Source organism: Mycetocola sp. Y791, assembly GCF_059445325.1.
Map to the genome: position 1 here is coordinate 1 of NZ_JCAIUC010000002.1, position 25,432 is coordinate 25,432.

The following is a 25,432-nucleotide window of genomic DNA, read 5'->3' on the forward strand; positions in this document are numbered from 1 at the left end:
AGAAAAGGTCGAGTCAACGGGTATTTGGCATTTGACATTGTGCACGCTGTTGAGTTCTCAAGGATCGGATGCTCCCGCTTTTCACCCTTCCGGGCTGCTCCGCAGGGCAACTTCTCTACCCTACCACATGAATCAGCCGGTAAAACCGGCCGCTCCCCGTGACATCCAGCCAGGCTGGGCGTCACAAGAGTCGCCGAATTTCTTCGGTTCTTCCTGGGTGGGTTTTATATCCTAAACCTCAAGACAACGACACTCAAGAGTGACGGAGTTGAGGTGAGGATTTGGTCCCGCATGAGGCCGGCGAGCTAAGCTCAGCCGCACCTTTGGGGTGACGAGTAGTTACTCTACGTTGGCTTTCGTCACTCCGGCAAATTGCACGTGCAGGCCGGGCGTGTCGCCTCCGGTGCTCGTGCAACCATCACGAACCTAGTGAGGTGTTCGCCCCGCCGGATGCGCCCGGCATCGTCGATTCCCGCACGATCAATTCGGGCTGGAACACGATGTGCTCGCGCGTGAAATCATCCGGTGCCTCCGCCTCCCTCAGGAGAAGGTCGACCGCGGTCGACCCGATGAGGGCGCTCGGTTGCCTCACTGACGTGAGGGGCACCACCGCTGCGACAGCGAAGTCGATGTCGTCGTAGCCGACGATCGCGATGTCGTCCGGTACCGACAGTGTGCCGAGCATGCTGAGCGCCTGAAGGAGGCCCATCGCCACGAGATCGTTTGCGGCAAACAGGCCGTCCGGGCGCTCAGCGACCGACCGCTCCCGTACAGTTTCACCGACTCTCCTGCCCTGGAGGACAGTGAGGGCGTCAGTTTCGATGTACTCGAGAGTGACCCCTTCCGTCTCTGCTGCGGCGTTGCGTGCGCCGGCGAGCCGATCGGCGACCTGGCGCAGGTGAGCAGGACCGCCGACGACGGCGATCCGGCGTCGTCCGGTATCAATGAGGTGCCGCACCGCGAGATACCCGCCGGCGACGTCGTCGACGGCAACCGAAGAGAACCGTTCGTCGGTGGTCGGCCTGTCGACCAGAACAGCCGGGATGCCCCTGGTGTGCAGGCGGTCGAGCCTGTCGACACTGTCGCCGACCGGCGAGATGAGGACGCCGTGGACACGCTGCTTCTCGAAGAGGTCGAGGTATGCCGCTTCACGCTCGACGTTTTCGTCGCTATTGCCGAGGAGGACCGTGAGCCCGTCTTCGGCGGCACGGTCTTCGGCGCCTCGGGCGACATCGGTAAAGAACGGGTTCGAGACATCGAGCACAATCAGCCCGATGCTGAGACTACGTCCAGCCCTGAGTTGCCGTGCCGCGTCGTTGCGCACGAACCCCAGTTCGTCGATGGCTTTTCGTACACGCTCGACAGTCTGGGGCGATACCTTGTCCGGCCGGTTGAGCACGTTGGAGACAGTCCCCACAGACACTCCCGCACGGTTCGCTACGTCACGAACGCTCATTCCCATAACGCAATCCTCCATGGCCGGTGATGCCAGCGTATAGGCGAACCCGTGGATCGCTGCGCGTCCGGCTGGCGTGATACAAAAGATCCGGTTGAATCATTTCATCCAATTCGCGTGTTGCAGGCCACGTCGACGCGGCCGGACCCCCAGTGCGTGTACCGACCACACTGATCAAAGGAGCTCACAGTGTCCACCGAAATCGAACGCGTCTGCTTCCTCATGAACCTCAAGCCCGAACGGGTGGATGACTACCTCGCGGCACACGAGACGGTCTGGCCAGAGATGCTCGAGGCACTGAGTGCGTGCGGCTGGCGCAACTATTCCCTGTTCCTCCGCAAGGAGGATGGGCTCGTCGTCGGTTACCTCGAAACCGACAACTTTGATCGCGCCAGAGCCGAAATGGACAGGACCGAGGTCAACGAACGGTGGCAGGCAACCATGGCTGGCTACTTCGCGGAGGAGACCGCCCCCGACCGGACCATGCGAACACTGCAGGAGTATTTCCACCTGGCATGACATCGCGTCTGGCGAGTGCGCGGGCGCAGCCCGAGGCATCCGTCTCGCCGTGGACGCAGAAGCTACACACGGAAGGCAAGCGGGCTATGCCGGCACCGCCCTTCTCTGATAACTTGGTGCTCTGAGCTGAAACGATTCAGCAACGTGTTCCACACATGAAATTCAGTAAGGACGAAGAACAATGACGATCGACTCCACGGCACTTGCCACGCTGGAAAAACAGGCCATCGAACTCCCCTCGTGGGCGTTCGGCAACTCCGGCACCCGGTTTAAGGTCTTCGGCACCCCCGGCACCCCGCGTACGATCCAGGAGAAGCTCTCGGATGCCGCAAAGGTGAACGAGCTCACGGGACTCGCTCCCACGGTGGCGCTGCACATCCCCTGGGACAAGGTCGATGACTACGCCGCGCTTCGTGACTACGCGGCCAACCTCAACGTGTCGCTCGGCACCGTGAACTCGAACACCTTCCAGGACGACATCTACAAGTTCGGCTCGCTCACCCACACCGACCCCGCTGTCCGCCAGAAAGCCATCGACCACCACTTCGAGTGCATCGACATCATGGGCGAGACGGGCTCTCAGGACCTCAAAATCTGGCTCGCCGACGGCACCAACTACCCGGGCCAGGGTGACATCCGCGGTCGTCAGGACCGGCTCGCCGAATCGCTGCAGAAGATCTACGACCGCCTCGGCGATGACCAGCGCCTCGTGCTCGAGTACAAGTTCTTCGAGCCGGCTTTCTACCACACCGATGTTCCCGACTGGGGAACGAGCTATGCCCAGGTCAGCGCCCTCGGAGACAAGGCCCTCGTCTGCCTCGACACCGGTCACCACGCTCCAGGCACCAACATCGAGTTCATCGTCGCCCAGTTGCTTCGCCTCGGCAAACTCGGCTCGTTCGACTTCAACTCGCGCTTCTACGCCGACGACGACCTCATCGTCGGTGCGGCCGACCCGTTCCAGCTGTTCCGGATCCTCTACGAGGTCGTTCGCGGAGGCGGGCTCGACGACGACTCACCCGTCGCGTTCATGCTCGACCAGTGCCACAACGTCGAGGACAAGATCCCCGGCCAGATCCGCAGCGTACTCAATGTTCAGGAGATGACGGTGCGTGCGCTGCTCGTCGACCGCGATGCCTTGCTTGCCGCGCAGAACGCAGGCGACGTACTCGGCGCGAATGGCATCCTCATGGATGCCTTCTATACGGATGTTCGTGGCGACCTGGCCGCGTGGCGCGAGTCCCGCGGTCTTCCGGCCGACCCGATGGCCGCATACGCGGCATCCGGTTACCAGGAGCAGATCGCCGCTGAGCGTGTCGGTGGCCAGCAGGCGGGCTGGGGGGCGTAAGCGTCCGGCGCCTGTTCGCGACGGGCCCAGGTACGGGGCCTCACTACCCGACCCGATCGAGAAACTGAAGGACGCGCCCGCTGAGAAGCTCCGCGGAATCGGGTTCATAGGACGGAAGGCTGGAGTCCGCGAAGAGGTGCGCGTCGCCCGGATAGATAAAGAGTTCACCGTCGTCTGCCTGCTCGATGAGCGTGCGTGCCGCGTCAATGTCGCCGGAGTCCACGAACTCGGGATCCCCCTCCGTCGCGTGGATCTGCACGGGGAGCGCAGCCGGCCAGACATCGCCGAACTCGGTGACGGGCAGACAAGCGGAGAAGAACAGTGCACCGCGCCCGCCGGGTCGCGATTGGGCGAGAAGCTGGGCCGGCATCACCCCGAGGGAGAAACCGGCGTAGACGAGGTCGCTCGGCAGGTCAGCGGCTGCCGCGCTCCCCCGTCGCAGAATCTGGGTGAAGCCGATCTCGCGGGCATGGTTCACGCCCTCCTCGAGGGTTTCAAACGTCCGCCCGTCGAACAGATCGGGGAGGTGAACCTCATTACCAGCCTGCCGGAGCAGTTCGGCAAATTCGCGGATGCCCTGGGTCAGGCCTTGCGCGTGATGGAACAGCAGAACCTCGGCCATAAGAAACCCTTTCGTCCGGTTACGCACGCGGTTGGCGTGCCGTCATGGATATCAACCTGCTCGAACCGCCGCCAGTGTCAGATGCCCCCGTACCTGCGCCTGGTGAGCCCGTTGAGGAGAGAAGCAAACACGAGCACGAGACCGAGCGCGAGCAGTTGCACCTGCACACCGTCGTTCCCCGGGAACGCGAGCAGGATTCCGGCGTTGAGCCACACGATGAGGACCGTTGCGAGAACGACTCCGGACACCCGTCCGATGCCGCCGGTGATCGCGACCCCGCCGAGGACGGCGATCGTGATCGCAGGCAGCGCCATGCCGTTGCCGCTGGTACCGGCATCCGGACGCGCCGACGCGAACTGCGCGACAGTGACGATCCCGACGAGTCCGGAGATCACCCCGGAGAGCACATACACGGCGAAGCGGTTCGGGCGGACGTTGATGCCAGCCCACGATGCCGCCGTGTCGTTGGTGCCGAGGGCGTACACCCGGCGCCCAAAGGTCGTCTTGTTGAGCAGCACCCAGACCACGATGACGACCGGAATGAGGAAGGTGAAGATCCCCAGCGGAATCAACGGCACGGATGCCCCGATGATCGGCAGCTCGACAGCCTTCGCTGCGGAATAGAAGGTCTGGATTTCGGTCGAGTTCACCGGCTTCTGGCCACTCCACACGAGCGCGATCGAACGGTAGGCATAGAACGTCGCAAGCGTGGCGATCAAAGGCGGAAAACCGATATACGACACCAGCGCCCCATTGATGCCACCGAGGATGCCACCGAGCACGACGGCGAACACCATCGCGACGATGAGGTTCCAGCCCCAGAGACCGTATGACATCCCGAACGCGATACCCGTCACCGAAACCATCGAACCGACGGACAGGTCGATGCCCCCGCGTCCGGAGAGGATGACCCCGAGCTGCGCGAGACCGAGCATGGCGAGGGGAACGGCGTTGATGAGCGATGCGGCGAGGTAGTCCGAGTTGTATGACCCGCTCAGCAGGCCGACACCGTCGAGAACGGTCATCACGACGAGCACGACAACGATGAGGACAGCGAGCAGGACAATGCGCTGGGTGAGGAGCGCTTCGAGCGCACGCGCACCAATGCTTCGCCTGGATTCATCGGGCCTGGTGACCGGAGCCTCGGTCGTGACACTCATGCTTTCCTCCTCCGTGCCCGCTCGCGCAGCAGGTCCGTGCCGACGGCGACGATGATGAAGACCCCGACGAACAGGTTCGCGAGCTGTGACGGCCAGCCCAGCTGGGTCACACCCGAGTTGACCGTCTGCACAAGAATCGCGCCGAGCAGCGTGCCGATCACCGAGCCGCGGCCACCGAGAATCGAGGTTCCCCCGATCACGACGGCGGCGATGACCGCGAGCTCACGACCGGTGCCGACGCCCTGGTCGAGCGTCGACGTGCCCGCTGCGATGAAGAAGCAGGCTCCGAGGCCGACCAGGGCACCGGTGATCGCGTACGCGAGCACGACGCGCGGCTGCACCTTCACCCCGGCGAGGCGAGCCGCGTTCGCATTTCCACCGATCGCGAAGAAGTGCCTGCCCCCTGCCGTGTTCCTCAAATACCACCACGCCACAAGCACGATGAGAATCGTGATCGCGAAGCTGTGCGGCACCCCGAGCGTCCGCCCGGACTCGCCCCGCCCGAAGACATCGAGGGTGGACGGGATGTTGTTGACCGTCGATGACCCGAAGGTCCGCAGCGCGAAGAACTGGAAAATGTTCGCGGTTCCGAAGGTGATGATGATGGCGTGCACCCGGCCGTACGCAATCAGGGTGCCGTTGATAAGACCGAGTACCGTGCCGAGGACCATGCTCACGAGCACAGCGACGACGAGCGGAACGTTCACGTCGACGAGCAGCTTTGCGGTGACGACGGCGCAGAGCGCAATTGCCCCTCCCACCGACACATCGATGCCGGCGGTAATGATGATGAACGTCATCCCGACACCGATCAGGGCGATCGGCGCAACCGACACGAACAGCGGCTGGATCGACGACGCGCTCAGGAACGACGGAGTGAACACTCCGAGCAACGCCCACAGCACGGCGATCACGCCAACGAGAACGAACTCCTGCCCGGTGACCGGTGGCGGCAGGATGCGACGGACCATCGCCTTCTCCGCTGGTCCGGTGGCGAGCGCCGTCATGACGTCTCCTCCCTGCCCGCTTCGCCGGCCGCAGCCGCCAGGATCTCGACCTGGGTGGCATCCGGGCTGAACTCCCGGGCGATCTCGCCGCTGCGGATCACCAGAATGCGATCGGAGATCCGCAGGACCTCACCCAGGTCGCTCGTCACCACGAGCACCGCGGTCCCCTCGCTGGCCAGGTCGTCGATGATGCGGTGGATTTCTTCCTTGGCACCGACGTCGACGCCCTGGGTCGGCTCGACGAGTACGAGGAGCTCCGGTCGGCTGACGAGTTGTCGCGCGAGAACCACCTTCTGTGCGTTACCACCCGACATGGCGCTGATCGGCTGACGCTCGCTCGGCGTCTTCACCGCGAGCCTGGTGATGAAGTCCCGCGCGATGTCACGTTCGACACGTCGCTCGACCCAACCCCGCACCCGCGACAGCAGGCGAAGCTCTCCGATCGTGATGTTGAAGGCGATGCTCTGAAAAGAGAACGCCCCCTGAGCAGAGCGATCGGCGGGGAGCAGATGGATGCCACGCTTCCTCGCTGAGGACGGACGACTGATCACGACCGGCTCACCCTTCACCAGCATCCGCCCCGCTGTTGGTCGCTGCATTCCGTAGATCGTGCTGGCGATCTCGCCGGCACCTGAACCAATGAGGCCGTACAGGCCGAGGATCTCACCCGACCGGACACTGAAGCTGACGTTCTCGAACGCATTCGCCAGGCTCAGTGCGTCGAGTTCGAGCACGACGGCACCGCGAGTCGCCTCACCATCGCCACGCGGCTCGGCGAGAACCCCTCCGACCATGAGTTCCGCAATTTGCCGGACCGTGAGGTCGGCGATCGGCCGGGTTGTGATCGTCTCACCGTCGCGCATGATGGTCACCACATCGGCGATGCGAAACAGCTCGTCGAGGCGATGGGAGATGTAGATGACGGCGACCCCCGTCGCGGTCAGCCTGCGGATCACGCCGAACAGCACGTCGATCTCAGCGTCGGTGAGGATCGCTGACGGCTCGTCGAGGATGAGCACCCTCGCGTCTCCGGCGAGCGCCTTCGCTATCGACACCTGCTGCTGCTGAGCGATGGACAGACTGCCGACGGGCCGGGTCGCGATGCCGACACTGAGTCCCACTGTGTCGAGAAGCTGACCCATCTGGTCGGCCTGCCCGGCCCAGTCGACACGAATCCCCTTCGTGAGCTCGCGCCCCACAAAGACGTTCTCGGCAACGCTGAGTTCCGGAAAGAGCTGCGGCTCCTGGTAGACCGTCTGCACACCGAGCCCGATGGCATCCGTCGTTGATGAAATCGTGACGGGACGACCATCGAATTCGAGTCGACCGGCATCGGCGCGTTCCGCTCCCGCCACGATCTTGATGAGCGTCGACTTGCCCGCGCCGTTCTCGCCGACGAGGGCGTGCACCGTGCCGGGTGCCACCGAGATGTCGGCGTTCCTGATGGCCCGAACGCCGCCGTAGCTCTTTGAGACGCCCGAGAGGGCGAGCCGTGGAAGCACGGCCGCCGGGGTATCGATATTGCCGGGCATGAGATCCCTCCCGGTCGGGACGGGCGACTCGCGTCCCGCCGTCCCGACCACCGCTTCTTGCTGTCAGTAGTCGAACTCGTCGACGTTCTCCGTCGTGATGGTGAGGGGAGGCCCGAGCAGAAGAACCTTCGACTCGGAGTCATACTCCACCTCTGGCAGGTCGTCGCTCACGTTGTTCGTCGCCTCGAGTTCGTTACCTTCGGCGAGCTGCAACCCGGTCCACGCGGTGAGGTAACCGAGTGCCTCGACGTCCCAGAGGATCGACGCACTCGATGAACCGTCTTCCAGGTACGGTTTCATCGACTGGGGGGTTCCGAGGCCGACCGTGAACACCTGGCCGACCTTGCCGGCATCCGACACCGCCTGGGCAACGCCGGGGGCGCTCGACGTGCATTCGCCGACCAGCCCGGTGAGATCCGGGTGAGCATTCATGAGGTCGGTTGCCATCGACGTCGCCATTGCCTGGTCCTCACCGGCGTAGACGATGTCCACGATTTCGGCGTCAGGGTACTCTTCGGCGGTGTACTCCTCCTGCACCTCGATCCACGCGTTCAGGTTCGCCGCCGTCTCCCCGCACGACACGATGGCGTACTTGCCCGATCCGCCCATGGCGTCGAGCAGCGCATCGGTGAGACCCTCGCCGATACCCTCGACCGACGCCTGGTTCACGAACACCTCGCGCACCGAGCTCGGTGCGTCCGTGTCGCTCGTCGCAACCTGGATGCCGGCATCAGCGGCTTCCTGCAGCAACGGTGCCATGGAGTCAGGATCGTTGGGCGCGACGATGAGTGCGTCGACGCCCTGCTGGATGAACGAGCGAACGATGTCTGCCTGCGCAGCGGCATCCGCCGTTGTCGGTCCCTGATAGAGCCATTCGATGCCGAGCTCCTCCGCGGCCGCCTCGCCACCGGCGTTCATCGCTTCGAAGTAGGGAATGCCCTGCAGCTTCGGCACGAATGCAACGGTGACCTGCTCGTCGCCGCCGCCTCCGCCCGCGTCGCCACCACCCGCGTCGCCACGACTCGTGCATGCGGTCATGGCGAGCGCCGCGGTCAACGCGAGCGCGCCGACCGCCAGTGTCTTCCTTCTCATCAACACAGTTGTGCCTCTTTCTTCTCTGAACCGGGCGACATCGCCCAGACGGTCGCGACACTGCCGCCGCGAGGTGTTTCTCCTGGTTCGTGTGAAATGCCGGTCACGCCGGTACCTCCTCGGGAATTTCGCGTGCGGGGCCAGGCGCCGGCACCGCGACCACGGTGACGTCCACCCCGGATCCCTGCCACGCCTCCCGGAACTCCGGACCCACCGCATCGTCGGTGTACAGCGCCGTGATGTGGTCCGGGTCCGCAAACGCGTGCAGGCCGAAGCCGGAGGCCTTCGCCGCGGTGAACAGACCGACCACCGAATCGCACGAGCGCGCGAGCCCCCGCTTCGCCTCGCACTCCTCCGTCGACAGCTCGAGCAGGCCCAGGCTCCGCGACACGCTCGATGCTCCAAAGAACCCGGTCTTCACCCGACCGCGCCCCTCGAGCACATCCGAGAACGCGCCGACGACCGATCGCGATGCGCGGCGCACCACTCCCCCTGGAAGGATGACCGTGGCGTCCGTACGCTCCATCAGGAGACTGGCGAGGCGGATGCCATTGGTCACGACGACCAGGCCGGTGCGGCCGGTCAGTTCGGTTGCGAGGTAATACGCCGTCGACGACGAGTCGATCACGATGACATCGCCATCCTGCACCAGCGCCGCGGCCGCCCGCGCGATGGCGCGCTTGGCCGCGGCATCAGCACGCAGTCGGCTCTCGAAAGCGTCTTCCTCACGTGGGACCGTTGCGACGGCACCCCCGCGGACGCGACGGAGGAGCGATCGCTGTTGAAGCAGGTCGAGATCTTTGCGCACGGTGACCGCTGAGACTCCGAGCCGCGTCGCGAGATCGTTGACCGTGACGCGTCCCTTGGTGAGGAGGTCATCGAGAATCGCCTCTTCGCGCACGAAGTCGTATCGACTCATCGCTCCTCCGTTCGGCAACAGTGACGAACTCTCAGCTTTGTCTCGAAAGATAGGCCGATCGTCAGTTCACGTCAAGAAACGAAATCAAAACGTTGCGGAACGCTTGCGTTGAGGTCCTGCCCTCGCAGGGGGAGCGCGCCCCGCGATAACGCCTGGCTGTAGCATTTCAGTCCAGACCGAGGAGCGGGAACATGGCAACAACATCGACCGTCGACGCGGAGTCCCGCCGGGAGCGCCTGCTCGGCATCCTCACCGCCGACGGAATCATCCGTCTCGACGAGGCAGCGGAAAGCCTCGGCGTCTCGGCGATGACCGTGCGACGCGACCTCGCCGACCTCGAGACCGAGGGCCGCCTTCGCCGGGTCCGCGGCGGCGCGGTACCCTCCCTCAAACCGCGCTCCTTTGTTGACCGGATGTCGACGGGCGCCGAGGCGAAGCGCGTCATCGCCGACAAGGCGCTTGCGCTGATGCCCGCGACCGGGGCTGTCGCATTCGACGCGTCGTCCACCGCGGGAACCGTACTCGCGCGCATGGAGGGATCGGGCACTGACCTCACCGTTGCCACGAACTCGTACGAGAATTTCCAGAGTGCGCGGCGCCTCGGGGGGATGCAGCTACTCATCGGCGGTGAGGCCGAGGAACGCACCGACAGCTTCGTGGGCCTGCTGGCGTGCCAGGCGGCCGGCTCGCTGCACTACTCGCACTTCTTTACCTCAGCGGGTGCGGTCGACCCCGAGCGCGGAACGAGTGAGGTCACCCTCGCGGAGGCGCAGGTCAAGCTCGCGTTCGTCGCGGCGGCGGACGAAACAGTCCTCCTCGTGGACTCCACCAAACTCGGCCAGCGTGCCCTCGCCCGCGCCCTGGACTGGGAGCGGGTGAGCCTCATGGTCACCGAACTCGATCCCGCCGACGCCAGGCTCGATCCGTACAGGAACCTCGTCGAACTCGCCTGACCGGGAGCGTCTCCTTGACCGACGCAACGGCCGGTGTTACTTTCTGTAAGAGTTAACATGAACGAACAACGGGAGACGCGCATGACGAACGAGACCGCAGCGGCACTGATCGCCCGGAGCAACCGGCTGGGCGCCGACCCGAAAAACACGAACTACGCCGGCGGCAACACGTCGGCCAAGGGCGTCGACACCGACCCCGTCACCGGCGACGACGTCGAGCTGCTCTGGGTCAAGGGATCCGGCGGCGACCTCGGCACCCTCACCGAGTCGGGCCTCGCCGTGCTCCGCCTCGACCGCATGCGGGCGCTCACTCACGTCTACCCCGGCGTCGAGCGCGAAGACGAGATGGTTGCGGCCTTCGACTACACGCTCCACGGTAAGGGCGGCGCTGCCCCGTCGATCGACACCGCCATGCACGGCCTCGTCGACTCTGCTCACGTCGACCACCTGCACCCCGACTCGGGCATCGCGATCGCTACCGCCGCAGACGGCGAAGAGCTCACGAAGACCATCTTCGGAGACAAGGTGGTCTGGGTTCCCTGGCGCCGTCCCGGCTTCCAGCTCGGCCTCGACATCGCCGAGATCAAGGCGAAAAACCCGGATGCCATCGGCTGCATCCTCGGCGGACACGGCATCACCGCGTGGGGAGACACCAGCGACGAGTCCGAGAAGAACTCGCTCTGGATCATCAACACCGCCGCTGAGTACATCGCGACCCACTCGCGTCCCGAGCCATTCGGCCCCGAGCTCGACGGCTACGAAGCCCTCCCCCTCGCCGAGCGTCGTGCCAAGGCTGCAGCCCTTGCCCCCACGCTCCGCGGACTCGCGTCAACAGACAAGCCGCAGGTCGGCCACTTCACGGACCACGCTGTCGTCCTCGACTTCCTCGCCAGCGCCGAGCACCCGCGCCTCGCCGCCCTCGGAACGAGCTGCCCTGACCACTTCCTCCGCACCAAGGTGAAGCCGCTTGTCGTCGACCTGCCGGCATCCGCATCGGTGGAAGAGACGATCGAGCGCCTGCAGGTCCTCCACGAGGAGTACCGCGCGGACTACCAGGCCTACTACGACCGCAACGCGACGGCCGACTCCCCCGCGATCCGCGGCGCCGACCCGCTCATCATTCTCGTCCCAGGTGTCGGCATGTTCAGCTACGGCGCTAACAAGCAGACCGCACGCGTTGCGAGCGAGTTCTATCTCAACGCGATCAACGTGATGCGTGGGGCAGAGGGCCTCTCGACCTACGCGCCGATCGACGAGGCAGAGAAGTTCCGCATCGAGTACTGGGCGCTCGAGGAGGCCAAGCTCCAGCGCATGCCGAAACCCAAGCCGCTCGCGACCCGCATCGCTCTCGTGACGGGCGCGGCATCCGGAATCGGCAAGGCCATCGCCACCCGCCTCGCCGCCGAGGGTGCCTGCGTCGTGATCGCCGACCTGTCGCTCGAGAAGGCACAGGCCGCTGCCGCAGAAATCGGAAACACGGATGTCGCGATCGGCATCGCGGCGGATGTCTCGAACGAGCAGGCGGTCCAGGCCGCGATTGACGCCGCTGTTCTGGCGTTCGGCGGACTCGACCTCGTCGTGAACAACGCCGGACTGTCGCTGTCGAAGTCGCTGCTCGAGACCACCGAGGCGGACTGGGACCTGCAGCACAACGTGATGGCCAAGGGATCGTTCCTCGTGTCGAAGGCCGCTGCCCGCGTGCTCATCGAGCAGAAGCTCGGTGGAGACATCATCTACATCTCGTCGAAGAACTCGGTCTTCGCCGGACCGAACAACATCGCGTACTCGGCGACCAAGGCCGACCAGGCGCACCAGGTGCGACTGCTCGCGGCCGAACTCGGTGAGTACGGCGTGAAGGTGAACGGCATCAACCCCGACGGCGTCGTGCGCGGTTCGGGCATCTTCGCCTCGGGCTGGGGCGCCAACCGCGCCAAGACCTACGGCATCGAAGAGGAAGACCTCGGCAAGTTCTACGCCCAGCGCACCATCCTCAAGCGCGAGGTTGTCCCGGAGAACGTCGCCAACGCCGTGTTCGTGCTCTGCACGAGCGACCTGTCGCACACCACGGGCCTGCACATTCCGGTCGACGCCGGCGTTGCAGCCGCATTCCTGCGATGAGCGGGCTCGGGCGCGGGCGCGGGCGCGGCGAGAACATCACTTCCGGTCGAGAACATCGCGCGCAACTGGTGTTCTCGACCGGAACTGATACGTTCGGCGGCACGGCAACCGAGGTGGTCGCGTGAGCGGCACCGTCCCGGCTGGCACGGTCGCGGCTGGCACGGTCCCGGCTGGCACGGTCGGCACCGTCGGCACCGTCGGCACCGTCGGCACGGTCGCGGCCGTCGACCTCGGTGCGACGAGCGGCCGGGTCATGCTCGGCCACGTCGGGCCGAACGAGCTGCGGCTCGAGCCCGTGGCACGCTTTGCGAACGGCCCGGTCGAGATCGACGGCGGGCTGCACTGGAACATCACTGGCCTCTACGAATCGGTGCTCACCGGGCTGACCGAGGCCGCGACGCGCGCTCCGAACCTGGCGTCGATCGGCATCGACTCGTGGGCCGTCGACTATGGCCTGCTCTCGGGCGGGCACCTGCTCGCCGAGCCGTTCCACTACCGCGACGGTCGCACCGAGCGTGGCGTCGAAGCGGTGCACGCGAAGGTTCCGTTCAGCGAACTGTACGCCGAGAACGGCCTGCAGTTCCTCGCGTTCAACACGCTCTACCAGTTGGCCGCCGACGGCGATCGGCTCAACGACGCCGACACCGCGCTGCTGATCCCCGACCTGCTCGCGCACTGGCTCACCGGCGCCCGCGTCTCGGAGTCCACCAACGCGTCGACGACCGGGCTCCTCACCGTCGACGGCGAGTGGAACGAGGCACTGATGAGCCGGCTCGGCCTGCCGCGCCGGCTGTTCGCCCCACTCGTTTTCCCCGGCGACCGCATCGGTACGCTGCTGCCGCAGCTCGCCGAGCGGACCGGGCTCTCACCGAGCGTGCCCGTGACCGCTGTCGGATCGCACGACACGGCATCCGCTGTTGTTGGTGTTCCGATGATGACTGGCGATGCCGCCTATATTTCGTGCGGCACCTGGGGGCTTGTCGGGCTCGAACTCGACTCACCGGTGCTCACCGAGCCGAGCCGGGAGGCCAACTTCACGAACGAGGGTGGAGTCGACGGGCGGGTGCGGTTCCTGCACAACGTCATGGGGCTGTGGCTGCTGAGCGAGTCGGTGCGCACCTGGGAGCGGGAGTCCGGAGCGCCCATCGACCTGCCGACCCTGCTCGCCCGGGCAGCCGCGGTGTCCGGACCCGTGCCGGTATTCGACGCGAACGATGCACGGCTGATGCCGCCGGGTGATATGCCCGCGCGCATCGCCGAGCTGCTGCGCGAGACCGGTCAGCCGGTCCCGCAGTCACAGGCTGAGTTCACCCGGTCGATCCTCGAGAGCCTCGCGGATGCCTTCGCGCACGCCGTGCAGACGGCGTCCCGTCTCGCGGGCACGCACGTTTCGGTGATCCACATCGTCGGCGGCGGCTCGCTCAACACGTTGCTGTGCCAGCAGACAGCGGATCGGGCCGGGCTGCCGGTGCTCGCCGGCCCGGTGGAGGCGACGGCTCTCGGCAACGTGCTCGTACAGGCGCGGGCCGTCGGGCTGATCGACGGCGACCTCGAGTCGCTGCGCGCGCGAGTGGCGGCGTCGTTCGAGCCCGTTCGGTTCGAGCCGCGCGCCCGGCGCTGACGCGGGCTCTGGCTCGCAGTCCCGAAGCCGCGCCTCGCCCGCCGCTGCACTTCCATGCCCGCGCTGCAGACACTTCTGCAGCGCGGGCATGGAAGTGGCGCGCTCGACGAGGGGCGCGAGCTAGCCGACGAGGGCCGCGATCGCGACGATCGCGCTGGCGAGGGTCAGCACTCCGGCGACAACGAACAGCACGATGTGCACGGTGAGGAACTTCGTTGCCTTGCCGGCGGCATCCCGAGCCCTCGGGTCCTTCTCCACGCGCCGGTAGAGCGGCGGCCAGACGATGAGGTTGAACACGACGTTGGCGAGAAGGAGTGCGACGAGAAGCGGTGAATCCATTAGTCGAATCTACCGCGCGCTGTCTACCTCCCTCCGGATGCCGCGGTGCGCACGACCGCCTTCGGTAGGCTCAGGTCATGACTGAACCGTTGCTCGTAAGCGTCCCAGGCAAGACCCTGCGTAAGGCCATCGGCGACATCGATGGCGTCAAGTTTGTCGAGTGGGACATGTCCGGCCCGGCGCCGGAGTCCTCCTTCGACATGGTCATCCTGCCCTACATGGGATCGCCGGAGACGCTGGAGGCGCTTCAGGGCGTGACGACGAAACTGGTGCAGAGCCAGTCGATCGGATACGACGGTATTGACGAGGTATTGCCACCGGGGAATGTGTTCGCCAATGCTTCTTCGGTGCACGAGACCTCGACCGCCGAGCTCACCCTGGCGCTCGTACTCGCGGCGCAGCGCGGCATCCCGGACTTCGTCCGCGCGGCGGAGAAGGGAAAGTGGGCGCCCGCCAGACACGCGAGCGTCGCGGACCGGACAGTTCTGCTGCTCGGCTACGGCGGAGTCGGCAAGGCGATCGAGGACCGCCTGCTCCCCTTCGAGGTCAACGTCGTTCGGGTTGCGACCCACGCGCGGAGCGATGAGCGCGGCGAGATCCACGGCATTGACGAGTTGCCCGAGCTGCTGCCCACCGCCGACATCGTCATTGTCGGGGTTCCGCTCACCGAGGAGACGACCGGCCTCGTCGACGAGAACTTCCTCTCGGCCATGCCCGATGGGGCGTTGCTGGTGAACATCGCGCGCGGCGCCGTGGCCGACACGGATGCCATCCTTCGCCACGCTGAATCGGGCCGCCTGCGGTTCGCGCTCGACGTGACCGATCCGGAGCCGCTGCCCGACGGGCACCCGCTCTTCGCCCTCGAGAACGTGCTGATCAGCCCCCATGTCGGTGGCGCATCGACCGCCATGATGCCGCGGATGGCGAAGCTCGCCCGACGCCAGATCGAACGGATGCTGCGGGGCGAAGAACCCGAGAACGTGGTGCTTCGCTCGTAGCATCTGACCCGCTTACCGGGCGACAGCGTCGAGCTCAGGAAACAACCGCGAGATAAGGATCACCAGCCGGAATTCATCCTTATCCGGCCTCTTCTTCCTTCTCCCGGCGCGAACGCCGGCCGTCGTCGGCGTGACGCGCGGACCACTCGGCGATGAGGTCGATCGCCGTCGCGAACTCCGGGAGCACCGGACGGTTGAGGAACGCGTGGTGGGTCTCGGGGAGAACACGGCGCGTGACATCCGTGCCCGCAGCACGAAGCTCAGCGGCGAACCGCTCGGCGGAGGAACGCATGACGTCCCTGTCGGCGTCGACCATCAGCGTTGGTGGGAAGCCGCCGAGATCATGCCCACCGGGGAATGCGAGTCGCTCCGACAGCACCGTGGCTGAGCCGGCGTAGTTCCGGTTGACGGCGTCGAGGAGAAAGGGCGCGTGCGTCAGTCTGCGGCGGCCGGTCAGACGGGAGCGCAGTTCCGCCGGTGGGACGGGGAGAGCGGCGTGGAAGAAACCGTAGGCCAGCACCGTGCCGAGCACCGGCGAGCCCTCGTCCGTCATCCGCAGGGTGGCCGTGGCTGCAAGGCATGCGCCGGCGCTCGCCCCGCCGAGGAAGACCGGGCCGCCAGCGCGCTCGCGCGCCCACCGCACGACGGCGGCAACGTCGTCACTCGGCACCGGGTGTCGCACCGCGGCGCGGCCCGCGAGCGCGCCCAGCTGCGCCAGGCCGGGAAGCGGGACCAGCCGATAATCGACGGTCACGACCGTGATGCCCCTGCCCGCGAGGGCGAGCGCAACGTCGTGCGACTCGGGCTGCTCAAGCCCACCCGTGAAGAACCCACCGCCATGAAGCCAGACCAGCACAGGACAGAACCCATCGGATGCCACCGCCTCGTACCAGCGGACCGGAATGTCGCCGTGAGGCCCGGAAACAACCAGCCCGTCAAACCCGATCGAAGACCCCACCCTGCGCCGTGCCCGAAAAACCACGTCAGCTTCCGCTTTCGGTCGCGCCCGAGCCGCTCGCCCCTGACCCGGTGTCGGTTGCGACTGGCGCGCCTGACCTGCCGTCGATCGCGCCCGGGTCGGTGTCGATCACCTCGCGGAGGAAGGCGACGTGCCCGTCGAACGCGGCCCGGCCCTCGTCGGTGAGTTCTGCCCACGTGCGGGTTCGGCCACCGAGGCCAGGCCCCTTGACCAGCTTCAGGTACCCCGCCTGCTCAAGGTGCTTGAGGTGTTTGCTCAGCGTCGGATCGCTCACACCGAGAGTGTCCCGAAGCAGCGCGAACTCGCTGCTGCCCAGGCGAGCAAGGATGCCGCAGACCCGCAGTCGCACGACGCCATGCACCGCTTCATCGAAGCGTGCTTCTGCCGCCATTACTCACCCTCCGCGATGGAGCGAGCGAGCGCGCGCTCCATCGCGATCCCGAGCGCAAGGCTCCCCCCGAAGGCCACCACCACGATGGCACCGAACAGCACGGCGGAATCGGCGAGGGTCGCCAGGAACGGGCCGAGCACCACGAGGGCAACCACGAAGACCAGTTGGGCCGTGCCAACCGTCATCGACCGCCGATACACCCACGGTTCGGCGCGGGTACCGGTGATGGCGGGCCGCAGCACCCCCAGGAGCACCATCGCCACCGCGGCGATCACGAAACCCATGGACTGCCAGTGGCCGAGGCTGAACGAGAAGACGAATCCGCCAATACAGAGCGACTGCACGATCACATACCAGAGCGGAGCAGTGGTTCGCCCGCTGACCGTTGCACCGTCGGCCGTCAACGCATCGAGCTGCTCCTGGGCGGCCAGGGGACTGAGGGCATCGTCTCTTTCCATGTCGGCAACTCTACAGTTGCCGACATGGAAAGTCGAGAATCTTTTTCGTCGCACTCGCGCGTGAGGTGTAGGCTCTGTGGTCAGACCACACCAATGACGGGAGCAGCGTGACGGACGAACCTCGCGCCTGGCAAGTGGTGCTCGAGTCCATCGAGCGCGACCTGCTCGAGGGCCGCTTGCGGCCCGGCGACCATCTCCCCGGCGAACGCGCCCTCTCCGCTGACCTCGGCGTCGGCCGCTCGAGCGTGCGCGAAGCACTTCGGGTACTCGAGGTACTCGGGCTGATCCGCACCGCGACCGGATCCGGTCCGAACTCGGGCGCGATCATCGTCGCCCTCCCCGGCGGCGGGATGTCGGCACTCATGCGACTGCAGGTCGCGGCAACGGGATTCGCCGTGACCGACATCGTGGCCACGCGACTCGTGCTCGAGACCGCCGTTGCCGCCGACCTCGCAGGCGCGGATCCGCGGCCGAGCCTCGAGGCATCCGTGGCCCTGCTCGACGTCATGGAGTCGCGCACGCTCACCGCCGCCGAGTTTCTCGCACTCGATGCCCAGTTCCACCTGTCGCTGGCCGAAGCATCCGGCAACCAGGTGATCGCGGCGACGATGGCCGGCCTGCGCAGCTCGATCGAGAGCTATGTGCGGGCCGGAGCGGCGACCCTGCCGTCGTGGTCCGCGACGGCGGCGCGCCTCAAGGCCGAACACCGCGACATCGTCGCGGCCATCGAGACCGGTGATGCGGCGAGCGCCCGCTCGACGGTGCACGCGCACATCACGAACTACTACGCGGAGACGGACTTGCCCGCGCATCGAGCGGTTGGTTTGCCAGAAATGGTTCCGGATGCCGCGCCGCGGGGCACGTAGACAACCCTTTGTGGCAGCTCGAACACACCACCCCGACAGAAGGAGACCCCATGGTCGACAGACGAATCCCGAAGGTGCGCGACCTCGCGCCGCTCATGCAGTTCAAGAAGCCTGAGTTCAACGCGCGCACCCGTCGGCTCGCCGCGGCGACGAGCATCGCCGACCTGCGCACCATCGCCAAGCGCGTCACCCCGAAGGCACCGTTCGACTACACCGACGGCGCGGCCGAGGGCGAGATCTCGCTCACACGTGCGCGTCAGGCGTTCCAGGACATCGAGTTCCACCCGTCGGTCCTCCGTGACGTGTCGCAGGTCGACACCACCCGCGAGGTGCTCGGCAAGACGAGCGCGATGCCGTTCGGTATCGCGCCGACCGGCTTCACCCGGATGATGCAGACCGAGGGCGAGCGCGCCGGAGCGACGGCGGCCGAGGCCGCAGGCATCCCGTTCACTCTCTCCACCATGGGAACGACGTCGATCGAGGACGTCGCCGCGGCAGCACCGGGCGGACGCAACTGGTTCCAGCTCTACATGTGGACCGACCGCGACCGCTCGCTCGCGCTCGTCGACCGGGCCCAGGCTGCCGGGTACGACACCCTCATGGTCACCGTCGATACCCCCGTCGGCGGCGCCCGCCTCCGCGATGTGAAGAACGGCTTCTCGATTCCGCCGGCACTCACCCCGAAGACCGTGATCAACGCGTTGCCTCGCCCGGCCTGGTGGATCAACTTCCTCACCACGGAGCCCCTCGCCTTCGCGAGCCTCGACCGCTGGTCAGGAACCGTCGCCGCGCTCATCGACACGATGTTCGACCCGACGGTCGGACCCGACGAGGTCAGGTTCATCCGCGAGCAGTGGAAGGGCAAGCTCGTCGTCAAGGGCATCCAGTCCGTCGCCGATGCGCGGCTCGCCGTTGAACTCGGTGCCGACGCGATCGTGCTGTCGAACCACGGTGGGCGCCAGCTCGACCGTGCGCCGATCCCGTTCCACCTGCTTCCCGCCGTCGTCCGCGAAGTCGGCACCGAGGTCGAGGTTCACCTCGACACCGGCATCATGAACGGTGCCGACATCGTGGCATCCGTTGCTCTGGGCGCCCAGTTCACGCTCATCGGACGCGCGTACCTCTACGGCCTCATGGCCGGCGGGCGCCAGGGTGTCGACCGCACGATCGAGATCCTCTCGGAGGAGATCACCCGCACCATGAAGCTGCTCGGTGTCGCGAGCCTCGACGAGCTCGAGCCGCGCCACGTGACCCAGCTGGCCCGACTGGTGCCGTACGCATCGCCCGCTGCTGACGCCGTCGCCGCTGCCCAGCGGTAGACCCGGCCCCTTCGGGAGGAAGATCCGGCGGCCCGTCGTCCATGCGTGGACGGGCCCCCGGATTTTCCTCCCGAAGCACCACCCGCAAGAACGCACCAGCTCAACGCTCCCACAACGGCAGGGTGCGTCAGCGCACGAACCGTCGCCGCATCCGACCAGGCAGCGCGCCGATCCCCCACAGCGTGACCCGGAACATCGCCTCCAGGACGATACCCCCGGTCATCTTGGATTCACCGAACTCCCGCTCGACGAAGGTGATCGGCACCTCGACGATCACGAGTCCCGCCCGCTGGGCATGGAACAACATGTCGACCTGGAACCCATAGCCCTGGCTGTGCACATCCTCCAGACGGATGCTGCTGAGCGCGCGCGCGGTGAACACCCGGTATCCCCCTGTGACATCGCGCTGCGGCAGGCCGAGCACGAACCGGGCGTATGCGCTGCCGCCCCGCGACAGCACTTCGCGATACCTCGGCCAGTTCTTGACGCCACCACCGGCAACCCAGCGGGATCCCAAAACGACGTCAGCGCCGGCATCCGCAGCACTCAACAACGATGGAAGCTGCTCGGGCGCGTGCGAACCGTCTGCGTCCATTTCCACGACGCGGCGGTACCCGCGGGCGAGCGCCCACCGAAACGCCTCGCCGTATGCCATGCCGAGACCGTTCTTCGCCGCACGGTGGAGGACAAACACCGCCGCATCGGATGCCGCCAGGCCGTCGGCAATATCACCGGTGCCGTCGGGTGAGTTGTCGTCGACGACGAGCACGTCAACCCCTGGCGTCGCAGTGCGGACCCGACCAACGATGGCGGTGACGTTCTCGCGCTCGTTGTATGTCGGAATGACGACAAGCGTTTCGGCCACGTGCGTCCTCCCGGGGCGGCGGGCGCCGCGCGGCTTCCCAGCCTAAACCAGAGAGCGGGCGCCCACGCCGCCTACCGCACCCCGCTCATCAGCCGGAGTACCGGCCTGGCGATGACGGCGAGAATCACGCCGATCACTATCGCGATGCCGCCGAGCAGCCCGAAGTAGACCGACTCATTCACCGTGAGGTACCACTCGGCGAGCAGTCCGGAGACCGCCGATCCGAGCGCCACCGACAGGAAGAACAACGCGACCATCTGCGTACGGAAGGCTTCCGGCGCGAGCTTTGTCGCGACCGAGAGTCCGACGGGCGACAACAACAGCTCGGCGATGGTGAAGACGAGCAGGATACCGATCATGGCGAGCAACGGCGTCGAGTTGGCTGCCCCGCCCGCGAACGGCAGGAAGAACAGGAAGGCAATGCCCATAATGGCGGTGCCGGCGGCGAACTTGAGCGGCGTCGATGGCTGCTTCGTACCCCACTTGGTCCAGATCGCCGCAAACACCCCGGAGAGGATGATGATGAAGATCGGGTTGATCGACTGCACCCACGACACCGGCATCACCCAGCCGAAGAGGCTCCGGTCGAGCCGCTCGTCCGAGTAGATCGTGACGACGGTGAACTGCTGCTGGTAGAGCGACCAGAAGGCCGCACTGGCGATGAACAGGGGAATGAACGCGTAAACCCTCTTGCGTTCGGTTGCCGTTACCTGCGCGCTCGTGAGGATGACGACAAAATAGGCGATAGCGGATACCACGGTGAGCAGGATCACGATCGTCACGAGGTTTTGAGCGGTGATGACTCCGACCATCACGAGAACCACGATGAGGACCACACCGGCCGCAGCGATGAGCCCGTAGGCCAGCCAGCGTGATTTCGGCAACGGATCCGGCACCTGCCGCGCGATTGCCGGAAGCCGCTTGCGGCCGAACGAGTACTGGACGAGCCCGGCGGCCATACCGACAGCGGCGAGACCGAAGCCGAAGTGGAAGCCGAGGCTCTGCTGGAGCAGCCCGGTCAGGATCGGGCCGAAGAACGCTCCGAGGTTGATGCCGAGGTAGAAGAGCGAGAAACCGGCGTCACGGCGCGGATCCTTTTCTGAATAGAGCGTTCCGACGACGCTCGTTGCGTTCGCCTTGAGACCGCCGGAGCCGACGGCGACGAGGATGAGACCGATGGCGACGCCAGGGATGCCGGGAATAAGCGCGAGAGCGATGTGGCCGACCATGATGACGACGGCGCTATAGAACAGAACACGCTCGCTGCCGAGGAGACGGTCAGCGATCCACGCTCCGAGGATGGTGGAGAGGTAGACCCCTCCGCCGTATGCTCCGACGATGCCGGCTGCGGTGACCTGCGGGATGCCAAGACCACCGTCAGCTGCGGAGTAGTACAGGTAGATAAGGAGGATGCCCTGCATCCCGTAGAAGGAGAAGCGTTCCCACATCTCGACGCCGAAGAGGTTGGCAAGCGAGCGTGGTTGCCCGAAAAAGCTGCGATCTTCACGCGCCGAGGCCGGAGTTGTGACCTGACTCATAGTTACGACGGTACCCCGCGAACGGGGGCATTGCGAACTCCCGGGCAAACCTCCGCCCTCGCTCGCACCGCGCGGGGAGGCGCTAGACGCTCCCGAGCTCCTGGAGCACCGCCTCGAGCTGATCGACGGCCCAGTCGAGGTCGGCCTCTTCCACAACGAGCGGCGGCGCAAGACGGATCGTCGATCCGTGGGTGTCTTTGGCGAGCACCCCACGCTCCATGAGCCGTTCACACACCTCACGTCCGGAAGCGAGTGCTGGGTCGATATCGATCCCGGCCCAGAGCCCTGCCCCGCGTACCTCGAGAACCCCGTGGCCGACAAGTCCGTTGAGCCTGTTGTGGAGTCGAGCCCCGAGCACCCTGGCGCGCTTCTGGTACTCGCCGCTCGCGAGCATCCGTACTACCGCGCGGCCGACCGCCGCCGCGAGTGGATTACCGCCGAAGGTCGACCCGTGCTGCCCCGGCTGGAGGACTCCGAGCACGTCGCGATTGCCGACGACAGCTGACACAGGCACGATGCCACCGCCGAGCGCTTTGCCGAGCAGATAGAGGTCAGGCACGACCCCGACGAGGTCAGAGGCGAATGTGGTTCCGGTGCGGCCGAGCCCCGACTGGATCTCATCGGCGATCAGGAGCACGTTGTTGTCGGTGCAGATTGTGCGCACCGCCGGCAGGTAGTCCGCGGGCGGCACGACGACGCCGGACTCACCCTGGATCGGTTCGACGAGCACCGCGACAGTGTTCTCATCGATGGCAGCCGCGAGCGCGTCAGCATCGCCATAGGGCACCGTACGGAACCCAGGCGTGTACGGGCCGAAGTCGGCCCGAGCATCAGGGTCGTCGGAGAAACTGATGATCGTCGTTGTCCGTCCGTGGAAATTGCCGGACATCACGATGATGTTCGCCTGACCATCGGCGACGCCCTTGACGCGGTAGCCCCACGCTCGCGCCACCTTGATCGCCGACTCCACGGCCTCGGCGCCCGTGTTCATCGGCAGCACCATCTCTTTGCGGCTGAGTTCGGCGAGCGCCTGGGCAAAGGAGCCGAGCTGGTCGTTGTAGAACGCACGGCTGGTCAGTGTCACCCGGCGCAACTGATCACGTGCTGCCTCGACCAGTGTCGGATTCGAGTGCCCGAAGTTCACTGCCGAGTACGCGGCGAGGCAGTCCAGGTAGCGCTTGCCCTCGACGTCGGTGACCCAGGCACCATCGGCGGATGCCACCACCACCTCGAGCGGGTGATAGTTGTGCGCAACGTACTCTTCTTCGCTCGCAATGGCGCGTCGCGCATCGGTCGTCATCACGTTCAGCTCTTCGTTCACGATGCTCATGCTCTCCGCAGCTCCAGTGTGCAGCACTTCACTCCGCCGCCGCCGAGCAGCAGCTCGGACAGGTCGACGCCGATGGGGTTGTAGCCGCGTTCGCGCAGCTGGCGTTCGAACCCGACAGCACGTTGTGCGATCACGACGTTGCATCCGTCGGAGATCGAGTTGAGCCCCAGGATCGAGGCATCCTCTTCGCTCACGATGATGGCATCCGGGTAACGGTCACGGAGGATCTCGAGTGAGCGGGCGTCGAACGCGCTTGGCAGGTAGGCGATGTTCGCCAGCGTCTTCCCGGCGACCGGGTCGAGAACGGCGATCGCTGTGTCGAGGTGGTAAAAGTTCGGGTTCACGAGTGTGAGTGTGACCACCTCGCGGCCGAAGATCTCGGCAACCTCGCTGTGGCTCTGTGATTCGCTTCGGAATCCGGTTCCCGCGAGGATCGTCTCCCCGACCAGGAGGAAGTCGCCCTCACCCTCGTTGACGTTCCGGGGGACCCGGACGTCGAAGCCGTTGCTGCGGAACCACTCCATGTACGCGGGGCCCTCCGGCATCCGCTCGGGGTGAGTGAAGCTCGCGCCGTACGCGATGTTGTCGATCACGAACCCGCCGTTGGCCGAGTAGACCATGTCGGGCAACCCGTCGATCGGATCGATGAGCTGTACGTCGTGGCCGAGACCGACATACGTGTCGTAGAGCACCTGCCACTGGGCGAGCGCCCTGGCGGTGTCGGTGGGCTTCGTCGGCTCCATCCACGGGTTGATCTTGTACGACACGGTGAAGAACTCGGGTCTGCACATGAGGTAGCTGCGGGTCGTCGGCACCCGGGTCCCGGTCTGTCCTGCTGCCATGGTGTCGATGTTCGTCATGCTGATCTCCGTCACGAAGAAGCGGCGGACGGTGTCCAGGGAGGCCGGCAGCTCGCGAGAGGCGATCAGACCGGCACGCCGTAGAACCAGTGTCGCACGCAGTCCCGTGATGATGTCGACAGTTGTGCGCACGAATGCTGCGTGAGTTTCGCTCTGGACGCAAAATCCTGCCGTAGACTGCGGCAATGGACAACCTCGATCGCGGCATCATCGATCTGCTCAGACAGAACGCGCGCGCCGGGTATGGCGACATCGGAAACGAGGTCGGCCTCTCAGCTTCCGCGGTCAAACGCCGCGTCGACAGGCTCGTCGCCGACGGCGTCATCCGCAGTTTCACCATCCAGGTCGATCCAGCGGTCGACGGCCTGCACACCGAGGCATACGTCGAGATTTTCTGCCGCGGGACCGTCGCGCCCGATGACCTCCTTCGAATCCTGGCCGATGTCCCCGAGGTCATCGACGCCGGCACTGTCACCGGGAGCGCCGATGCGATAGTTCACATGCGCTCACGGGACATCCCGAGCCTGGAAGCCGCACTCGAGCGAGTCCGCCACGCCCCGCACGTCGACCACACGCGGAGCGCGATAGTCCTGTCCCGGTTGATCTCCCGTGAGGTCGACTAGCGTCGAGCCCTGTGGCACGCGTCGGTGGCTAACCCGCGGGCGTTAACAGCAGAAAGGCCACGCCCCCGAAATGCTGTGATCGGGTCCGCATTGCTGCGGTGGCGTGGCCTTGCTGTGTCGTTATATTCGGCTCAGCGAGCCGAATCAGACAGAGTATTGCTTTTGGTTAGATGTTCTTCTTGCCTGTGACTACACGGAGCAGCCAGGCGATGATTGCCAGAACCAGGAGGACGACGCCAACCCACAGCAGGAAGTTGAGGGACTGCACGAAGCCACCGGTGACAAGAAGAATGATGGCGATGATTGCGACCACTACAAGGAGAATGTTCATGGCAACGACGCTAACAGCGGGCGTCACCATCTTCCGCATCGGGGGAAGGGCCTTGACGCGGGACCCGGCTTACTGATAAAGCGGTGGGAATTGCTTGTGATTCTGCCTCAAACAACCCCGCCGACCCCGTTCCGGGAGTAGTGGACTCTTTGGTACACGCTACTCCTCAACCGTCGGCGGTGAGTGTT

General features: G+C 65.8%; 25 protein-coding genes. 9 read left to right on the plus strand and 16 right to left on the minus strand.

Annotated elements, in window-relative coordinates; translation table 11 throughout:
* Nucleotides 1-418: 418 nt before the first annotated feature.
* Complete coding sequence (locus AC1C2N_RS04830) at nt 419-1,462, minus strand: LacI family DNA-binding transcriptional regulator (RefSeq protein ID WP_495433085.1); 1,044 nt, start codon at nt 1,460-1,462, stop codon at nt 419-421.
* A gap of 183 nt (nt 1,463-1,645) precedes the next feature.
* Here AC1C2N_RS04830 and AC1C2N_RS04835 point away from each other — a divergent pair, with 183 nt between their 5' ends.
* Together AC1C2N_RS04835 and rhaI are read left to right on the plus strand one after the other, a co-directional pair.
* Complete coding sequence (locus AC1C2N_RS04835; RefSeq protein ID WP_483406698.1) at nt 1,646-1,975, plus strand: L-rhamnose mutarotase; 330 nt, start codon at nt 1,646-1,648, stop codon at nt 1,973-1,975.
* A gap of 181 nt (nt 1,976-2,156) precedes the next feature.
* Nucleotides 2,157-3,323, plus strand: coding sequence for an L-rhamnose isomerase (gene rhaI, locus AC1C2N_RS04840; protein WP_495433086.1), 1,167 nt, complete (start codon nt 2,157-2,159; stop codon nt 3,321-3,323).
* Nucleotides 3,324-3,366: 43 nt separating this feature from the next.
* On the opposite strand, the gene AC1C2N_RS04845 is transcribed toward rhaI, so the two are convergent.
* From AC1C2N_RS04845 to AC1C2N_RS04870, 6 genes are all read right to left on the minus strand, one after another.
* A complete protein-coding gene (locus tag AC1C2N_RS04845) occupies nt 3,367-3,945 on the minus strand; it encodes a dienelactone hydrolase family protein (protein ID WP_483406696.1) in 579 nt (192 codons plus the stop codon).
* Between the two features lie 77 nt (nt 3,946-4,022).
* Entirely contained in the window at nt 4,023-5,105 is a 1,083-nt protein-coding gene (locus AC1C2N_RS04850; protein ID WP_495433087.1) for an ABC transporter permease, read from the minus strand.
* On the minus strand, nt 5,102-6,112 hold the full coding sequence (locus tag AC1C2N_RS04855) for an ABC transporter permease (protein ID WP_483406694.1): 1,011 nt from the start codon (nt 6,110-6,112) through the stop codon (nt 5,102-5,104). The genes AC1C2N_RS04850 and AC1C2N_RS04855 overlap by 4 nt, the downstream gene beginning before the upstream one ends.
* Nucleotides 6,109-7,644 (minus strand): sugar ABC transporter ATP-binding protein, encoded by a 1,536-nt coding sequence (locus AC1C2N_RS04860; protein WP_495433088.1) that lies wholly within the window; start codon nt 7,642-7,644, stop codon nt 6,109-6,111. The genes AC1C2N_RS04855 and AC1C2N_RS04860 overlap by 4 nt, the downstream gene beginning before the upstream one ends.
* A 63-nt stretch (nt 7,645-7,707) precedes the next feature.
* A complete protein-coding gene (locus AC1C2N_RS04865; RefSeq protein WP_483406692.1) occupies nt 7,708-8,736 on the minus strand; it encodes an autoinducer 2 ABC transporter substrate-binding protein in 1,029 nt (342 codons plus the stop codon).
* A gap of 103 nt (nt 8,737-8,839) precedes the next feature.
* Nucleotides 8,840-9,655, minus strand: a complete 816-nt coding sequence (locus AC1C2N_RS04870) for a DeoR/GlpR family DNA-binding transcription regulator (protein WP_495433089.1) — start codon at nt 9,653-9,655, stop codon at nt 8,840-8,842.
* 191 nt (nt 9,656-9,846) lie between these two features.
* Between AC1C2N_RS04870 and AC1C2N_RS04875 the strand changes: the two genes are divergently transcribed.
* From AC1C2N_RS04875 to AC1C2N_RS04885, 3 genes are all read left to right on the plus strand, one after another.
* On the plus strand, nt 9,847-10,608 hold the full coding sequence (locus tag AC1C2N_RS04875; RefSeq protein ID WP_495433090.1) for a DeoR/GlpR family DNA-binding transcription regulator: 762 nt from the start codon (nt 9,847-9,849) through the stop codon (nt 10,606-10,608).
* Between the two features lie 81 nt (nt 10,609-10,689).
* Nucleotides 10,690-12,726, plus strand: a complete 2,037-nt coding sequence (locus AC1C2N_RS04880) for a bifunctional aldolase/short-chain dehydrogenase (RefSeq protein ID WP_495433091.1) — start codon at nt 10,690-10,692, stop codon at nt 12,724-12,726.
* A 121-nt stretch (nt 12,727-12,847) separates the two neighbouring features.
* Nucleotides 12,848-14,347, plus strand: coding sequence for a rhamnulokinase (locus AC1C2N_RS04885; protein ID WP_495433092.1), 1,500 nt, complete (start codon nt 12,848-12,850; stop codon nt 14,345-14,347).
* A gap of 120 nt (nt 14,348-14,467) precedes the next feature.
* On the opposite strand, the gene AC1C2N_RS04890 is transcribed toward AC1C2N_RS04885, so the two are convergent.
* The gene (locus AC1C2N_RS04890; RefSeq protein WP_495433093.1) at nt 14,468-14,686 is read right to left on the minus strand and encodes an SCO4848 family membrane protein; all 219 of its coding nucleotides are present in this window, start codon (nt 14,684-14,686) and stop codon (nt 14,468-14,470) included.
* Between the two features lie 77 nt (nt 14,687-14,763).
* On the opposite strand from AC1C2N_RS04890, the gene AC1C2N_RS04895 reads away from it, so the two are divergent.
* Entirely contained in the window at nt 14,764-15,684 is a 921-nt protein-coding gene (locus AC1C2N_RS04895; protein WP_495433094.1) for a 2-hydroxyacid dehydrogenase, read from the plus strand.
* A 79-nt stretch (nt 15,685-15,763) separates the two neighbouring features.
* Here AC1C2N_RS04895 and AC1C2N_RS04900 read toward each other — a convergent pair whose 3' ends face one another.
* From AC1C2N_RS04900 to AC1C2N_RS04910, 3 genes are read right to left on the minus strand one after another with little or no spacing between them, the layout of a single operon-like run.
* Nucleotides 15,764-16,666, minus strand: a complete 903-nt coding sequence (locus tag AC1C2N_RS04900) for an alpha/beta hydrolase (protein ID WP_495433095.1) — start codon at nt 16,664-16,666, stop codon at nt 15,764-15,766.
* Nucleotide 16,667: 1 nt separating this feature from the next.
* Complete coding sequence (locus tag AC1C2N_RS04905; RefSeq protein ID WP_495433096.1) at nt 16,668-17,054, minus strand: transcriptional regulator; 387 nt, start codon at nt 17,052-17,054, stop codon at nt 16,668-16,670.
* Nucleotides 17,054-17,512 (minus strand): hypothetical protein, encoded by a 459-nt coding sequence (locus AC1C2N_RS04910; protein ID WP_495433097.1) that lies wholly within the window; start codon nt 17,510-17,512, stop codon nt 17,054-17,056. The genes AC1C2N_RS04905 and AC1C2N_RS04910 overlap by 1 nt, the downstream gene beginning before the upstream one ends.
* Nucleotides 17,513-17,619: 107 nt before the next feature.
* Between AC1C2N_RS04910 and AC1C2N_RS04915 the strand changes: the two genes are divergently transcribed.
* On the plus strand, nt 17,620-18,378 hold the full coding sequence (locus AC1C2N_RS04915; protein ID WP_483406682.1) for a FadR/GntR family transcriptional regulator: 759 nt from the start codon (nt 17,620-17,622) through the stop codon (nt 18,376-18,378).
* A gap of 50 nt (nt 18,379-18,428) precedes the next feature.
* Complete coding sequence (locus AC1C2N_RS04920; protein ID WP_495433098.1) at nt 18,429-19,697, plus strand: alpha-hydroxy acid oxidase; 1,269 nt, start codon at nt 18,429-18,431, stop codon at nt 19,695-19,697.
* A 127-nt stretch (nt 19,698-19,824) separates the two neighbouring features.
* Here the strand turns inward: AC1C2N_RS04920 and AC1C2N_RS04925 are convergent, their stop codons facing one another.
* The 4 genes from AC1C2N_RS04925 to ddaH form a co-directional block, all read right to left on the minus strand.
* Nucleotides 19,825-20,562: a polyprenol monophosphomannose synthase gene (locus tag AC1C2N_RS04925; protein ID WP_483406680.1), complete on the minus strand. Its 738-nt coding sequence runs from the start codon at nt 20,560-20,562 to the stop codon at nt 19,825-19,827.
* A 71-nt stretch (nt 20,563-20,633) separates the two neighbouring features.
* The gene (locus AC1C2N_RS04930) at nt 20,634-22,100 is read right to left on the minus strand and encodes a peptide MFS transporter (protein ID WP_495433099.1); all 1,467 of its coding nucleotides are present in this window, start codon (nt 22,098-22,100) and stop codon (nt 20,634-20,636) included.
* Between the two features lie 82 nt (nt 22,101-22,182).
* Entirely contained in the window at nt 22,183-23,430 is a 1,248-nt protein-coding gene (rocD, locus tag AC1C2N_RS04935) for an ornithine--oxo-acid transaminase (RefSeq protein WP_483406678.1), read from the minus strand.
* Entirely contained in the window at nt 23,427-24,290 is an 864-nt protein-coding gene (gene ddaH / locus AC1C2N_RS04940; RefSeq protein WP_495433733.1) for a dimethylargininase, read from the minus strand. Before ddaH ends, rocD begins: the two co-directional genes overlap by 4 nt.
* A 185-nt stretch (nt 24,291-24,475) precedes the next feature.
* Between ddaH and AC1C2N_RS04945 the strand changes: the two genes are divergently transcribed.
* Nucleotides 24,476-24,913 carry an Lrp/AsnC family transcriptional regulator gene (locus AC1C2N_RS04945; RefSeq protein ID WP_483406677.1) on the plus strand — a complete coding sequence of 146 codons (438 nt, stop codon included), beginning with the start codon at nt 24,476-24,478 and terminating at the stop codon, nt 24,911-24,913.
* A gap of 166 nt (nt 24,914-25,079) precedes the next feature.
* Here the strand turns inward: AC1C2N_RS04945 and AC1C2N_RS04950 are convergent, their stop codons facing one another.
* On the minus strand, nt 25,080-25,244 hold the full coding sequence (locus tag AC1C2N_RS04950; RefSeq protein ID WP_162924865.1) for a hypothetical protein: 165 nt from the start codon (nt 25,242-25,244) through the stop codon (nt 25,080-25,082).
* Between the last annotated feature and the right edge of the window lie 188 nt (nt 25,245-25,432).

Coding starts and splice junctions, on each gene's coding strand:
- AC1C2N_RS04850 (WP_495433087.1), bottom strand. CDS start 5,105: ATGAGTGTCACGACCGAGGCTCCGGTCACCAGGCCCGATGAATCCAGG.
- AC1C2N_RS04945 (WP_483406677.1), top strand. CDS start 24,476: ATGGACAACCTCGATCGCGGCATCATCGATCTGCTCAGACAGAACGCG.
- AC1C2N_RS04830 (WP_495433085.1), bottom strand. CDS start 1,462: ATGGGAATGAGCGTTCGTGACGTAGCGAACCGTGCGGGAGTGTCTGTG.
- AC1C2N_RS04895 (WP_495433094.1), top strand. CDS start 14,764: ATGACTGAACCGTTGCTCGTAAGCGTCCCAGGCAAGACCCTGCGTAAG.
- AC1C2N_RS04865 (WP_483406692.1), bottom strand. CDS start 8,736: ATGAGAAGGAAGACACTGGCGGTCGGCGCGCTCGCGTTGACCGCGGCG.
- rhaI (WP_495433086.1), top strand. CDS start 2,157: ATGACGATCGACTCCACGGCACTTGCCACGCTGGAAAAACAGGCCATC.
- AC1C2N_RS04875 (WP_495433090.1), top strand. CDS start 9,847: ATGGCAACAACATCGACCGTCGACGCGGAGTCCCGCCGGGAGCGCCTG.
- AC1C2N_RS04845 (WP_483406696.1), bottom strand. CDS start 3,945: ATGGCCGAGGTTCTGCTGTTCCATCACGCGCAAGGCCTGACCCAGGGC.
- AC1C2N_RS04930 (WP_495433099.1), bottom strand. CDS start 22,100: ATGAGTCAGGTCACAACTCCGGCCTCGGCGCGTGAAGATCGCAGCTTT.
- AC1C2N_RS04880 (WP_495433091.1), top strand. CDS start 10,690: ATGACGAACGAGACCGCAGCGGCACTGATCGCCCGGAGCAACCGGCTG.
- AC1C2N_RS04855 (WP_483406694.1), bottom strand. CDS start 6,112: ATGACGGCGCTCGCCACCGGACCAGCGGAGAAGGCGATGGTCCGTCGC.
- AC1C2N_RS04910 (WP_495433097.1), bottom strand. CDS start 17,512: ATGGAAAGAGACGATGCCCTCAGTCCCCTGGCCGCCCAGGAGCAGCTC.
- AC1C2N_RS04860 (WP_495433088.1), bottom strand. CDS start 7,644: ATGCCCGGCAATATCGATACCCCGGCGGCCGTGCTTCCACGGCTCGCC.
- AC1C2N_RS04890 (WP_495433093.1), bottom strand. CDS start 14,686: ATGGATTCACCGCTTCTCGTCGCACTCCTTCTCGCCAACGTCGTGTTC.
- AC1C2N_RS04950 (WP_162924865.1), bottom strand. CDS start 25,244: ATGAACATTCTCCTTGTAGTGGTCGCAATCATCGCCATCATTCTTCTT.
- AC1C2N_RS04905 (WP_495433096.1), bottom strand. CDS start 17,054: ATGGCGGCAGAAGCACGCTTCGATGAAGCGGTGCATGGCGTCGTGCGA.
- AC1C2N_RS04870 (WP_495433089.1), bottom strand. CDS start 9,655: ATGAGTCGATACGACTTCGTGCGCGAAGAGGCGATTCTCGATGACCTC.
- AC1C2N_RS04920 (WP_495433098.1), top strand. CDS start 18,429: ATGGTCGACAGACGAATCCCGAAGGTGCGCGACCTCGCGCCGCTCATG.
- rocD (WP_483406678.1), bottom strand. CDS start 23,430: ATGAGCATCGTGAACGAAGAGCTGAACGTGATGACGACCGATGCGCGA.
- ddaH (WP_495433733.1), bottom strand. CDS start 24,290: ATGACGAACATCGACACCATGGCAGCAGGACAGACCGGGACCCGGGTG.